A 12668-nucleotide genomic window follows, 5' to 3' on the forward strand; every position below is an offset into this window, starting at 1 on the left:
TCGAGCAGCAGGCTCGGACACGGCAGCAGCGCCAGCGCCGGCCAGTCGCGCAGGCGGCCGTCGGTGAGGATCAGCAGGCGCTGGCGTTCACTGGGTTTCAGGCGCTGGCGACGCTGCAGCCAGTCGCCGGCCTGCTGCAGCGCATCGAGCAGCGGCGTGCCGCCACCGGCGCCGAGTTCCTGCAACCAGCGATGCAGTTCGGCGCCGGCCTTGCGCCCCTGCCACAGCCACTGCGCCTCACGACCACCGGCCTGCAGCACGGCCAGGCGTGCGCGCTGGCGATAGGCGCTGTCGAAGACTTCGGCGAGCACACCCTTGGCCAGGCTCAGGGCGCCATGGCGGCGGGTCGAAGCCGAGGCATCGACCAGCACCAGCCACAGCTGCTCGGCCTGCCGGCTGCGCGGGCGCAGCACCAGTTGCTCGCGGCGTTGCGGACGGCCCTTAAGCAGGCTCGCCGGCCAGTCGATACGTCCGGCCGCGCCGCTGCGGGCGGCGCCAAGCAGGCCGCCGCCGAGTCGTCCGGGCCGGTTACGGGCATCCGCGCCTGTGGCTGTGTGCGGGCGGATGCTCAGGGCTTTTTTGCCCAGCGCGGCGGCACCCATCGTTCGCCCATGGCCTGTGGCTGCGCCGGCAGCTCGCCCCACTGGCCTTCGCCCTGACTCTGCTCTGGCGCCTGCTGCGGCACCTGGTTCTGCTCGGGCGGCATGGCGGCCTGCGGTTGCGACTGACGACGGTGGCGCAGGACGAAGTCCTCCACCGCCTCGATATCCACAGGCTCGATAGCCGCCGCGCCACGCCAGGCGGCATGGGCACGGGCGGCGCGCAGCCAGACCAGGTCGGCGCGCAGGCCATCGACCGCGGCGGCGAAGCAGCGCTGGCTGATCTCGCCCAGGGCGGCGTCAGCCAGCGGAATATCCGCCAGGCGCTGGCGGGCATTCTGGCAACGCATCGCCAGGGCATCCTGCTCGTCCTGCCAGCGTTGCAGGAAAGCTTCAGGATTGGCATCGAACGCCAGACGGCGACGCACGATCTCGGCCCGTTCGGCCGGTTGCGGCTGGCCATCCAGCGCCAGATTGAGGCCGAAGCGGTCAAGCAGTTGCGGGCGCAGTTCGCCCTCCTCGGCGTTCATGGTGCCGATCAGCACGAAGCGCGCGGCATGGCGGTGGGAGATGCCGTCACGCTCGACGTGATTGACCCCGCTGGCGGCGGCATCCAGCAGCAGGTCGACCAGATGATCGGGTAGCAGGTTGACCTCATCGACATAGAGCACGCCACCGTCGGCACGGGCCAGCAGGCCGGGGGAAAACTGCGCGCGGCCCTCACCCAGCGCCGCATCCAGATCCAGGGTGCCGACGATACGCTCCTCGCTCGCCCCCAGCGGCAGGGTGACGAAGCGCCCACCGTCCAGTAGATCGGCCAGGCCACGGGCCAGGGTGGACTTGGCCATGCCGCGCGGGCCTTCGATCAGCACCCCGCCGATGGCCGGGTCGATGGCCGCCAGGCATAGCGCCAGCTTCAGCGAATCGGCGCCGACCACGGCGGCGAGGGGGAAGTGGTATTCGGTCATGGACATGATCCGTGGAGTTGGACGTAGCCCGGATGCAATCCGGGGCCTTTGATCGCGCATTTCCCGGGTTGCATCCGGGCTACGGGCTGCATGCCCCCGTAGGGTGGGTTAGCGGCGCAGAACGCCGGCCTTATATCTGCAGAAAAACTCGGCGCGCCGCGTAACCCACCAGGCGATATACCGTGTGGCGCCAATGGTGGGTTACGCCGCAACCGCGACAGCCGGCTAACCCACCCTAGGGGAATGCCTCGCTTCATGACTCCTCGCTATCGAGCAGCAGGTTTTCCAGCGCCTCGCGGTACTCGCCGGGGTTCTGCCACAGGCCGCGCTGCTGGGCTTCCAGCAGGCGTTCGAGCATGTCGTTGAGGGCGCCGGGGTTGTGCTGCTGGATAAAGTCGCGGGTGTCTTTGTCGAGCAGGTAGGCATCGGTGAGCAGCGCGTACTGGTGGTCATCGACCAGCTCGCTGGTGGCGTCGAAGGCGAACAGGTAGTCGACGGTCGCGGCCAGCTCGAAGGCGCCCTTGTAGCCGTGGCGCTTCATGCCCGCGATCCACTTGGGATTGGCGGCGCGGGCGCGCACCACGCGCCCCAGTTCTTCCTTCAAGGTGCGGATGCGCGGCGTATCCGGCTGGCTGTTGTCGCCCAGGTAGCTGGCCACCTTGAGCCCGCGCAGGGTTTCCACCGCCGCCAGCATGCCGCCCTGGAACTGGTAGTAGTCGTTGGAATCGAGGATGTCGTGCTCGCGGTTGTCCTGGTTGTGCAGCACCGCCTGCAGCTGCTCCAGGCGTTCGGCGAACTGCGCCCGCGCCGGCGTGCCCTCGGCGCCGCTGCCGTAGGCGTAGCCGCCCCAGTTCAGATACACCTCGGCCAGATCCGCGCGGCTCTGCCACAGGCGCTCCTCGATGGCGTTCTGCACCCCGGCGCCGTAGGCCCCCGGCTTGGCGCCGAACACCCGCCAGCCGGCCTGGCGCCGCGCTTCGGCTTCATCCAGTCCGCTGTCCTTCAATGCCAGCGACTCACGCCAGACCCGCGCCGACAGCGGGTTCATCTCCTCCGGCTCGTCCAGCTCGATCACCGCCTGCACCGCCTCGTCGAACAGGCGGATCAGGTTGCTGAAGGCATCGCGGAAGAAGCCCGATACGCGCAGGGTGACATCCACCCGGGGTCGACCAAGCTGTTCCAGAGCCAATACCTCGAAGCGCTCGACGCGCTGGCTGCCCGGCTGCCACAGCGGGCGCACACCCATTAGCGCCAGCGCCTGGGCAATATCGTCGCCGCCGGTACGCATGGTCGCCGTGCCCCACACCGACAGGCCGAGCTGGCGCAGGTGGTCGCCCTCGTCCTGTAGATGGCGCTCCAGCAGGCGATCCGCCGCCTGCACGCCGAGGCGCCAGGCGGTCGGCGTGGGCAGGTGGCGCACGTCGAGGGTGAAGAAATTGCGCCCGGTGGGCAGCACGTCCAGGCGCCCACGGCTCGGTGCGCCACTCGGCCCGGCGGGTACGAAACGCCCTTCCAAAGCCGCCAATAGGCCGCTCATCTCGGCGTCGCCACAGGCATCCAGCAGGGGCGCAACGTGCTCGGCCAGACCATCGAGGATCAACGCCACCTCGGCACCGAAATCGCCGATGCGCTCACCATTCAGGCGTCGCTCGATCAATGCGAGCGCCAGCAGCTCCAGGCGTTCGCGGGTGTCGCCGACCGTGCGCCACAGGCTGCTATCCACAGCCTGCAACGCCTGTGGACGCAGCCCGTCCCAGGGCTGGCCCATATCGCAGTCAAGTGGATCGAGGCCCAGTTCCAGGCCACGGGCCAGCGCGCGCAGCAGGCTGGCATTGGCGCCCTGGCCATCGCCACGGGGGATACGCAGCAGCGCCAGCAGGGTATCGCGACGCAGCTGGCCGGCCGGCGACTCGCCGAACACGTGCAGGCCATCGCGGATCTGCGATTCCTTGAGGTCGCACAGGTAGGCATCGAGCTGCGGCAACCAGCTGTCGGCATCGTCGTTGAGCTGCAGACCCAGCTCGCGGTCGAGGCTGGCCTCGCGCACCTTGGCCAGGATCTCGCCGCGCAGCTCCACGGCGCGGCGCTGATTGAGCTGGCTGGCCTCGAAATACTCGTCGGCCAGGCGCTCCAGGTCGCGCAGCGGGCCGTAGCTCTCGGCGCGGGTCAGCGGCGGCATCAGGTGATCGATGATCACCGCCTGGGTGCGGCGCTTGGCCTGCGCACCCTCGCCCGGGTCGTTGACGATAAAGGGATAGATATTCGGCAGCGGGCCGAGCAGCGCCTGCGGCCAGCAGCCCTCGGACAGGCCGACGCTCTTGCCCGGCAGCCATTCCAGGTTGCCGTGCTTGCCGACGTGGATCAGCGCATCGGCGGCGAAGGCCGTGCGCAGCCAGGCGTAGAAGGCGATATAACCGTGCGGCGGCACCAGATCGGGGTCGTGGTATACCGCCGCCGGGTCGAGCTGGTAGCCGCGCGCCGGCTGGATGCCGACGAAGGTGAGACCGAAGCGCAGGCCGGCCACCATCAGCCGCCCGCTGCGGAACATCGGATCCTGCTGCGGCTCGCCCCAACGTTCGCGCACCGCCTGCTGATTTTGCTCAGGCAGGCTGTGGAAAAATCGCAGATAGTCATCCAGTGCCAGACTCTGCGCACAGGGGCGCGAATCCAGGCCATCCAGATCGTTGGTGACGCCACCGAGCAGGCTGTGGACAAGTGCGGTGCCGCTGTCCGGCAGCTTATCCACCGGGTAGCCCTGCTGTTGCAGCGCGCGGAGGACATTCAGCGCGGCGGCCGGGGTATCCAGGCCGACGCCGTTGCCGATGCGGCCGTCACGGGTCGGGTAATTGGCCAGGATCAGCGCGATTCGCTTCTGATTGTTGCTTTTAAGCGCCAACTTGCACCAGTTACGTGCCAGCTCGGCGACGAAGGCCATGCCCGATTCATGCGCCTGGTAGCACAGCACATCGCTCTGGCTGCGCTCGCTGCGCCAGGCCAGGCCCTTGAAGCTGATGGCGGTGCCAATCAGCCGGCCATCCAGCTCCGGCAGCACCACGTGCATGGCCAGGTCGCGCGAGCCCAGGCCCTGGGCGCTGGCCTGCCACTGCGCCTGGTTGTCCAGCGCGCAGATGGCCTGCAGCACCGGGATATCGCGACGGAACACCCGCGCCTGCGGCGCCTCGGGGTTGGACAGGGCGAAGCCGGTGGTGTTGATGATCAGCGCGGTATCCGTCTCATCCAGCCAGGCCTGTACCTGCTCCAGGCAGGCCGGCTCCTTGAGGCTGGCCACGGCAATCGGCAGCGGGTTAAGGCCCTGAGCGACCAGGTGCGCGCAGAAGGTGTCGACGAAGGCGGTGTTCGCCGACTGCACATGGTTGCGGTAGAACAGCAGCGCCACCACGGGCGCGCCGGATTGCCACTGCGCACGCCAGGCGGCCAGCTTGGCCGGACTGTGCTGCGGGTGATAGAGGCCGACACGCGGTAGCGGCTGTGGCTCCCGCCAGCTGTCGGCGCGCCCCAGCCAGCGGCTGCCGATGCAGCGAAACAGCTGGCGGGCGTTGTCCAGCCCGCCCTGGCGCAGGTACTGCCAGAGGCGCTGGCTGTCCTCCTCGGCGACATTGCCGAGCGCACTCAGCTCAGGGTCGGGCTTGTCGTCGCCCGGCACCATGATCACCCTGGCGCCGCGCGCGCCCAGCTCCACCAGGCGCTCGACGCCGTAGCGCCAGTAGCTGACGCCACCATGCACCGAGATCAGGATGACCTTGGCGTGCTGCAGCACCTGCTCGACGTAGTAGTCCACCGAGGCGTGGTTGCTCAGCTGCGCCGGGCTGGCCAGGCGCAGGCTGGGGTAATCGTCCGGCAGCTGCCGCGCGGCCTCGGCCAGCAAGGACAGGTGCGAATCGCCGGTGCACAGGATCACCAGCTCGGCCGGGGTCTGGCCGAGGTCGGCGATGCTGTCGGCCGGTAGCTGGGCGCCGGGCTGGGTGCGTAGAAGGTGCATCAGAGGTCCCGATAAATCGCCGGCAAACCGGCTCCTGCGGGATGTGTAGGAGCCGGCTTGCCGGCGATCACCATCAAACCAGCGCCGCTTGCAGCTCGGCTTCGATGGCCGCGCGGTCGAGCTGCTGGCCAATCAGCACCAGGCGGCTCAGGCGCGGCTCGTCGGCCTGCCAGGCGCGGTCGAAGTGGCGGTCGAAGCGCTGGCCGACACCCTGGACCAACAGACGCATCGGTTTGCCAGGGATGGCGGCGAAGCCCTTGACCCGCAGGATGCCGTGTTTGCCCACCGCGTCCTTCAGCGCGGCCAGCAGGCGCGCCTCCTCGGCTTCGGGTAGTTCCACGTGGAACGAAGCGAATTCTTCGTGATCGTGGTCGTCGTCTTCATCGTCGTGATGGGTGCGGCGGCTGTCGATATGCAGCTCGGTTTCGCTGTTCAGGCCCAGCAGCACGTCCAGCGGCAACTCGCCGCCATGCGCCTCGATCACCTTGACCGCCGCCGGCAGCTCCTCGGCCACCTCCGCGCGTACCGCGGCCAGCGCCTCGGCGTCGAGCAGGTCGGCCTTGTTGAGGATCACCAGGTCGGCGCTGGCCAGCTGATCGGCGAACAGCTCGTGCAGCGGCGACTCGTGGTCCAGGTTGGGATCGAGCTGGCGCTGCGCGTCCACCTGCTCGGGGAAGGCGGCGAAGGTGCCGGCGAGCACCGCCGGGCTGTCGACCACGGTGATCACCGCATCGACGGTGCAGGCGTTGCGGATTTCCGGCCAGTTGAAGGCCTGCACCAACGGCTTGGGCAGGGCCAGGCCGCTGGTCTCGATGAGGATATGGTCGAGATCGCCGCGCCGCGCCACCAGCTCGCGCATCACCGGGAAGAACTCTTCCTGCACCGTGCAGCACAGGCAGCCATTGGCCAGCTCGAAGACGCGGCCCATGGCCTCTTCCTCGCTGCAGCCGATGGCGCACTGCTTGAGGATCTCGCCGTCGATGCCCAGCTCGCCGAACTCGTTGACGATCACCGCGATACGGCGCCCCTCGGCGTGAGCCAGCAGATGGCGCAACAAGGTGGTTTTGCCGGCACCGAGAAAACCGGTGACGATGGTGACGGGCAGTTTGGCGAGGGTTTTCATGGCGGGCCCCGTGGCGACGATAAATTCGGCGGACGGGGACAGGCAGACAGGCAGGCGCGAGCGTGCTGGCCGCGTCGGATCACCCCGTCCGAACAGTTGGCTGACGAAACGAGGCAGGTCTCCTGGCTCACGGCTTGCGCGGCGCGCATCCCTTCACCTTCCCGCCGGTTGGCAGTGGTCTAACGAAGGGCATAACCGTTTACAGTTGCGGGGGCAGCCAGGGCATCGACCCTGTTCCCTCTTAGCTTCCCGGCGGCACTGCCGGGAAGAACCTCGAACGCGAGAAGGCTACGCAGGCCGCGGCGCTCGGTCAATCGCGGTTGACCGGTGGGGGGCGCCATGTTGAGCTACGCCGCCACTCAGCCCGAATACCGCCTATGCTGCCCGCCTCTTCCACATGCCGCTCAGCATCGCCGCCGCAGGTCGTGGCCGGACTGGGCTGCCGCCGTGGCTGCAGCCTGGACGAGCTGCTAGCCCTGCTTATCCACAGCCTAAGCCATCATGAGCTGACGGTGGATAACCTGGCCGGATTGGCCAGCATCGCCCACAAGCGCGAGGAAACGGCACTGCAGGAACTGGCCGAGCAGCTGAAGCTGAGGCTGCAGTTCTTCAGCAGTGAAGAACTCGCGCCTCAGCAGTCGGCCACCGGCGCCAACGCCCTGGTCCAGTCCGTCACCGGCAGCCCCGCGGTGGCCGAGCCCTGTGCCCTGGCCCTGGCCGCCCGCCTGGGCGCCACGCCTCGTCTGCTCGGCGAGAAAAACCGCACGGCCAACGCCACCTGTGCGCTGGCCACTTTCGAGAGAGAGCCCGCAGCATGACCGTCTACTTTATCGGCGCCGGCCCCGGCGACCCCGAGCTGATCACCGTCAAGGGCCAGCGCCTGATCCGTTCGTGCCCGGTGATCCTCTACGCCGGCTCGCTGGTGCCCGAAGCGGTGCTGCAGGGCCATAGCGCCGAACGGGTGGTGAATACCGCCGAGCTGAATCTCGCAGAAATCGTCAACCTGCTGCATCAGGCCCATAAGCGCGGCCAGGACGTGGCCCGCGTGCATTCCGGCGACCCTTCGCTGTACGGTGCTATCGGCGAGCAGATTCGCGAGCTGCGCGCCCTCGGCATCCCCTTCGAGATAGTCCCCGGCGTCACCGCCACCGCCGCTTGCGCGGCCCTGCTGGAAAGCGAGCTGACCCTGCCCGGCGTGTCGCAGACCCTGATCCTTACCCGCTACGGCACCACCTCGCCGATGCCCGAGGGCGAGCAGTTGCATGACCTGGCCAGGCACCGCGCGACCCTGGCCATCCACCTCGGCGTGCGTCAGCTGCCGGCCATAGTCGGCGAGCTGCTGCCGCACTATGGCGCCGACTGCCCCATCGCGGTTATCCACAGGGCGAGCTGGCCCGATCAGGACTGGGTACAGGGCACCCTGGCCGATATCGAGGCCAAGGTCGCCGCCAAGGACTTTCGCCGCACTGCGCTGATCCTAGTCGGCCGCGTGCTAGATCCGGGCGCCTTCGCCGAATCGGCGTTGTATGACGCGGCGCATCGTCATCTCTACCGCCCCGGCACCGATTGAGCTTGGCGAAAAACCGAACAAAGCGCTGGAAGCCTTGCTATCTCTGGATTTCAGAGCCTTATCAACAGGATAGAAAGCCTGTTATCCAGGTGCTCTGTGGATAGTGGACAGGCAGGCGCGCAGTTTCTGTACAAGTCGCTGAAAGACCCTATCTATCAGGGCTTTAGCCAGGTATCACGAGGATATCCACAAGTTGATCCCCGGCAACTGTGGGCAACGGCTCAGAGCTGCACCTCGACCCACTTGATACCCAGGCCCCGCAGTTCCGGCATCAACTCATCCAGGCTGGCAAAAGCTTCCACCTGCTCGGCTTCATCCACCAGAAAGAAGCTGCGGCCCGCGTCTTTCTTGAACAACACGATCCACTCCGTGGTATTGGCCGGGTTGGCCATGATCTGGGTATCGAACAGAACGCCCTCGGCCGTTCTGCGTTTCACATCTGCGCGCTTCATCCGCTCTCCTGTTCCTGCCTGAGTCAGGGGCCCAGCCTGCCTGCATGCCTGGCACTAGTGTAAGAGATGAGTGAGCCTCCTTTGCCCTGCTACTGGCGCTGGTGGACTAAACCTATCCGTGTTTATATATGTTTCATATACGAACCATATAAAGGAAAATCAGCATGGGTATCGTCAATATCGATGATGAGCTGCACGACCAGATTCGCCGGGCGAGCAGCGTGTCGGGCCGTTCCATCAATGCCCAGGCAGGGTTCTGGATTCGCATCGGCATGCTCTGCGAGATGAACCCGACGCTGAGTTTCAACGAGGTGATGGCCGCCGAGCTGCGCGCAGCCGGCGTAGTGGTCCCGCCGCGCATGGCGGACGCCTCATGAGCAAGACGCCGCAGCAGATCGCCCTGATGGCGGAATCCGGCAGGTTGCTGGCCTCGGTGTTCGCCTATCTGGATCGCCTGGATCTGCTCGGCATGTCCACCCTGCAGGTCAACGACCTTGTGGATAACTACATCGTCGGTGAACTCAAGGCGCGCCCGGCGAGCAAGGGACAGTATGGTTTCGCCTACGCCATGAACACGTCACGCAACGAGGTGGTGTGCCATGGCGTACCCAGCGCTGACGAGATTCTGCGCAGCGGCGATCTGGTGAATTTCGATATCACCCTGGAAAAGAACGGCTACATCGCCGATTCGAGCAAGACCTACCTGATCGGTGAGGTGTCGGACCAGGCTCGTCAGCTCACCCGGATTACCTATGAAGCGATGTGCAAGGGCATCGAAGCCGTGAGGCCAGGCGCCCGGCTCGGGGATATCGGCCACGCCATCGAACGGCACGCTCGCGCCCACGGCTATTCGGTGGTTCGCGACTACTGCGGCCACGGCATTGGCCGGGAAATGCACGAGCCACCCGAAGTGCTGCACTGGGGCAAAGCCGGCACCGGCCTGACGCTGCGCGAAGGCATGACCTTCACCATCGAACCCATGCTCAACCAGGGCACGGCGGATGTACGCACCCTGCGCGACGGCTGGACGGTGGTGACCTGCGAAGGCCAGCTCTCGGCGCAATTCGAACACACCGTGGCGGTCACCCGCGAAGGCGTTCGCGTGCTTACGCTACGCCCCGAAGAGCTGCACCTGAGCAAGATTTCGGCGTGATAGAAACGCAAAAGCCCGTCCAGATGGACGGGCTTTTCTTCGCCAGCGGCCTTATTCGACCGTGACGCTCTTGGCCAGGTTGCGCGGCTGGTCGACGTCGGTGCCCTTGAGCACGGCGACGTAGTAGGACAGCAGCTGCAGCGGCACGGTATAGAGGATAGGCGCGAGCAGGTCGTGGATATGCGGCATGGCCACCACGTGGGTGCCCTCGCCGTTGCGCATGCCGGCCTGCTGGTCGGCGAAGACGATCAGCTCACCGCCGCGGGCGCGCACTTCCTGCAGGTTGGACTTGAGCTTTTCCAGCAGCTCGTTGTTCGGCGCCACCGTGACCACCGGCATGTCGGCGTCGACCAGCGCCAGCGGCCCGTGCTTGAGCTCGCCGGCCGGGTAGGCCTCGGCGTGGATATAGGAGATTTCCTTGAGCTTGAGCGCCCCTTCCATGGCCACCGGGTACTGCGCGCCGCGGCCGAGGAACAGGCTGTGGTGCTTCTCGGCGAACAGCTCGGAGATCTTCTCGACCGTCTTGTCCATCGCCAGCGCCTCGCCCAGGCGGGTCGGCAGGCGACGCAGCTCTTCCACCAGCTCGGCGGTCAGCGCCTTGTCCAGGTTGCCGTGCACCTGACCGAGGGCCAGGGTCAGCAGCATCAGGCCCACCAGCTGAGTGGTGAAGGCCTTGGTCGAGGCCACGCCGATTTCCGGGCCGGCCTGGGTCAGCAGGCACAGGTCGGACTCGCGCACCAGCGAGCTGGTGCCGACGTTGCAGATCACCAGGCTGGCCAGGTAGCCGCCCTGGCCCGGCGCCCTCTCCTTGGCGTTGCGCAGCGCGGCCAGGGTGTCGGCGGTCTCGCCGGACTGCGAGACGCTGACGAACAGGGTGTCCGGCTGCACCACCACCTTGCGGTAGCGGAACTCGCTGGCCACTTCGACCTGACAGGGGATGCCGGCCAGCTCTTCCAGCCAGTAACGGGCGACCATGCCGGCGTGGTAGCTGGTGCCGCAGGCGACGATCTGCACGTTCTTCACCTTGGCGAACAGCTCGGCGGCCTGCGGGCCGAAGGCCTGCACCAGCACGTGGTCGCTGCCCAGACGGCCTTCCAGGGTGCGTTGCACCACCTTGGGCTGCTCGTGGATTTCCTTGAGCATGAAGTGGCGGTATTCGCCCTTGTCGGCGGCCTCGGCGCCCTCATGGTACTGCACCGCCTCGCGCTGCACCGGCTGACCGGCGGCGTCCCACAGCTGCACGCTGTCGCGGCGAATCTCGGCGATGTCGCCCTCTTCCAGGTAGATAAAGCGGTCGGTGACCTGACGCAGCGCCAGTTGATCGGAGGCGAGGAAGTTCTCGCCGTGGCCCAGGCCGATCACCAGCGGGCTGCCGCTGCGGGCGGCGAGCAGACGGTCCGGCTGCTTGGCACTGATCACCGCCAGGCCGTAGGCGCCGTGCAGCTCGGGGATGGCGGCCTTGAGCGCGGCGGTGAGGTCGCCGAGTTGCTGCAGCTTGTGCTCGAGCAGGTGGACGATGGTTTCGGTGTCGGTATCGGAGCTGAACACATAGCCCAGGCCCGTGAGGCGCTCGCGCAGCTCTTCGTGGTTCTCGATGATGCCGTTGTGCACCACGGCCAGTTCGTGCCCGGAGAAGTGCGGGTGGGCGTTGCGCTCGCTCGGCGCGCCGTGGGTGGCCCAGCGGGTGTGGGCGATGCCCAGACGCCCGGCCAGCGGCTCGGCCTGCAGGGCGGCCTGCAGTTCGCTGACCTTGCCCACGCGGCGGCGGCGATCCAGTGCGCCCTGCTCGGTCAGCAGCGCCACCCCGGCGCTGTCATAGCCGCGGTATTCCAGGCGCTTGAGGCCTTCCACCAGAACAGGGGTGATATTGCGCTCCGCGATGGCGCCGACGATTCCACACATGCTTGTCTCCTCAAGTTTCCAGCGGCGCGAGAATCAGCTGGATGCCGCGCGCGCGTATTTGTTCGGCCGCCTGGGCATCCAGGCGCGAATCGGTGATCAGGGTATGCACGCTGCCCCAGGGCAGCTCGAGATTGGGGATACGCCGGCCGATCTTGTCGCTCTCGACCATGACGATGACCTCGCGGGCCACCTCGGCCATCACCCGCGACAGGCCGAGCAGCTCGTTGAAGGTGGTGGTGCCGCGCTCCAGGTCGATGCCGTCGGCACCGATAAACAACTGGTCGAAATCGTAGGAACGCAGCACCTGCTCGGCCACCTGGCCCTGGAAAGACTCCGAGTGCGGGTCCCAGGTGCCGCCGGTCATCAGCAGCACCGGCTCATGCTCCAGTTCGCGCAGGGCGTTGGCCACGTTCAGCGAGTTGGTCATCACCACCAGGCCGGGCCGGTGGCCGAGCAGGGGAATCATCGCCGCGGTGGTGGTACCGCTGTCGATGATGATCCGCGCATGCTCGCGGATGCGCGCCACGCCAGCACGGGCGATGGCCTGCTTGTGCGGGGAAAGCGGTTGCGTCGGCTCGCCGATCAGCTCCTGCGGCACCGGCACCGCGCCGCCGTAGCGGCGCAGCAGCAGGCCGTTCTTCTCCAGCGCAGCGAGGTCCTTGCGGATGGTCACTTCGCTGGTGGCGAAGTGCTGCGCCAGGGCGTCCACGCTCACCTCGCCCTGCTCGGCGAGCAAGGCGAGAATGGTGTGGCGACGTTGCGGCGTATTGCGCTTCGACATGCTTAAGTTTCGATTCGAAAGATAATGGCGCGAATCAAAACCTAACGAAGCTTTCCAGTCAAGCACGAATCGACGTAGGGCGCGCAGGTCGCGGACTTGTCCGCCGGGGCGCCGAACGAG

Annotated in this window: 11 protein-coding genes and 1 riboswitch; of the genes, 4 read left to right on the forward strand and 7 right to left on the reverse strand. The window is 67.0% G+C overall.

Features of this window, described 5'->3' with window-relative positions:
* From N878_RS26610 to cobW, 4 genes are all read right to left on the reverse strand, one after another.
* Positions 1-602 (reverse strand): VWA domain-containing protein (locus N878_RS26610; protein WP_021442410.1); only part of this gene is annotated, 602 nt, incomplete at its 3' end.
* A complete protein-coding gene (locus tag N878_RS04055) occupies positions 569-1573 on the reverse strand; it encodes an ATP-binding protein (RefSeq protein ID WP_177342872.1) in 1005 nt (334 codons plus the stop codon). The genes N878_RS04055 and N878_RS26610, both read right to left, overlap by 34 nt.
* Before the next feature lie 247 nt (positions 1574-1820).
* Entirely contained in the window at positions 1821-5567 is a 3747-nt protein-coding gene (gene cobN / locus N878_RS04060; protein WP_021442412.1) for a cobaltochelatase subunit CobN, read from the reverse strand.
* Positions 5568-5640: 73 nt separating this feature from the next.
* On the reverse strand, positions 5641-6690 hold the full coding sequence (cobW, locus tag N878_RS04065; RefSeq protein ID WP_021442413.1) for a cobalamin biosynthesis protein CobW: 1050 nt from the start codon (positions 6688-6690) through the stop codon (positions 5641-5643).
* Positions 6691-6784: 94 nt separating this feature from the next.
* Positions 6785-6981: riboswitch (cobalamin riboswitch) on the reverse strand.
* A gap of 134 nt (positions 6982-7115) precedes the next feature.
* On the opposite strand from cobW, the gene N878_RS04070 reads away from it, so the two are divergent.
* Positions 7116-7508 carry a cobalamin biosynthesis protein gene (locus N878_RS04070; RefSeq protein ID WP_306365708.1) on the forward strand — a complete coding sequence of 131 codons (393 nt, stop codon included), beginning with the start codon at positions 7116-7118 and terminating at the stop codon, positions 7506-7508.
* Positions 7505-8260 carry a precorrin-4 C(11)-methyltransferase gene (gene cobM / locus N878_RS04075; protein WP_021442415.1) on the forward strand — a complete coding sequence of 252 codons (756 nt, stop codon included), beginning with the start codon at positions 7505-7507 and terminating at the stop codon, positions 8258-8260. Before N878_RS04070 ends, cobM begins: the two co-directional genes overlap by 4 nt.
* Positions 8261-8481: 221 nt before the next feature.
* On the opposite strand, the gene N878_RS04080 is transcribed toward cobM, so the two are convergent.
* Positions 8482-8712 carry a hypothetical protein gene (locus tag N878_RS04080; RefSeq protein WP_021442416.1) on the reverse strand — a complete coding sequence of 77 codons (231 nt, stop codon included), beginning with the start codon at positions 8710-8712 and terminating at the stop codon, positions 8482-8484.
* A gap of 164 nt (positions 8713-8876) precedes the next feature.
* Here N878_RS04080 and N878_RS04085 point away from each other — a divergent pair, with 164 nt between their 5' ends.
* Together N878_RS04085 and map are read left to right on the forward strand one after the other, a co-directional pair.
* Positions 8877-9089 carry a ParD-like family protein gene (locus tag N878_RS04085; RefSeq protein ID WP_021442417.1) on the forward strand — a complete coding sequence of 71 codons (213 nt, stop codon included), beginning with the start codon at positions 8877-8879 and terminating at the stop codon, positions 9087-9089.
* Entirely contained in the window at positions 9086-9865 is a 780-nt protein-coding gene (gene map / locus N878_RS04090) for a type I methionyl aminopeptidase (protein ID WP_021442418.1), read from the forward strand. The genes N878_RS04085 and map overlap by 4 nt, the downstream gene beginning before the upstream one ends.
* 51 nt (positions 9866-9916) lie before the next feature.
* Here the strand turns inward: map and glmS are convergent, their stop codons facing one another.
* Positions 9917-11767, reverse strand: a complete 1851-nt coding sequence (gene glmS / locus N878_RS04095; protein WP_021442419.1) for a glutamine--fructose-6-phosphate transaminase (isomerizing) — start codon at positions 11765-11767, stop codon at positions 9917-9919.
* 10 nt (positions 11768-11777) lie between these two features.
* Complete coding sequence (locus N878_RS04100) at positions 11778-12548, reverse strand: DeoR/GlpR family DNA-binding transcription regulator (protein WP_021442420.1); 771 nt, start codon at positions 12546-12548, stop codon at positions 11778-11780.
* Positions 12549-12668 lie beyond the last annotated feature (120 nt).

Origin of the sequence: Pseudomonas sp. EGD-AK9 (assembly GCF_000465935.2) — a bacterium.
Lineage (GTDB): Bacteria > Pseudomonadota > Gammaproteobacteria > Pseudomonadales > Pseudomonadaceae > Aquipseudomonas.

Bases quoted from the DNA above. Each gene is read 5' to 3' on its own strand.
- N878_RS04055 (WP_177342872.1), bottom strand. From the start codon at position 1,573: ATGTCCATGACCGAATACCACTTCCCCCTCGCCGCCGTGGTCGGCGCC.
- cobN (WP_021442412.1), bottom strand. From the start codon at position 5,567: ATGCACCTTCTACGCACCCAGCCCGGCGCCCAGCTACCGGCCGACAGC.
- cobW (WP_021442413.1), bottom strand. From the start codon at position 6,690: ATGAAAACCCTCGCCAAACTGCCCGTCACCATCGTCACCGGTTTTCTC.
- cobM (WP_021442415.1), top strand. From the start codon at position 7,505: ATGACCGTCTACTTTATCGGCGCCGGCCCCGGCGACCCCGAGCTGATC.
- N878_RS04080 (WP_021442416.1), bottom strand. From the start codon at position 8,712: ATGAAGCGCGCAGATGTGAAACGCAGAACGGCCGAGGGCGTTCTGTTC.
- N878_RS04085 (WP_021442417.1), top strand. From the start codon at position 8,877: ATGGGTATCGTCAATATCGATGATGAGCTGCACGACCAGATTCGCCGG.
- map (WP_021442418.1), top strand. From the start codon at position 9,086: ATGAGCAAGACGCCGCAGCAGATCGCCCTGATGGCGGAATCCGGCAGG.
- glmS (WP_021442419.1), bottom strand. From the start codon at position 11,767: ATGTGTGGAATCGTCGGCGCCATCGCGGAGCGCAATATCACCCCTGTT.
- N878_RS04100 (WP_021442420.1), bottom strand. From the start codon at position 12,548: ATGTCGAAGCGCAATACGCCGCAACGTCGCCACACCATTCTCGCCTTG.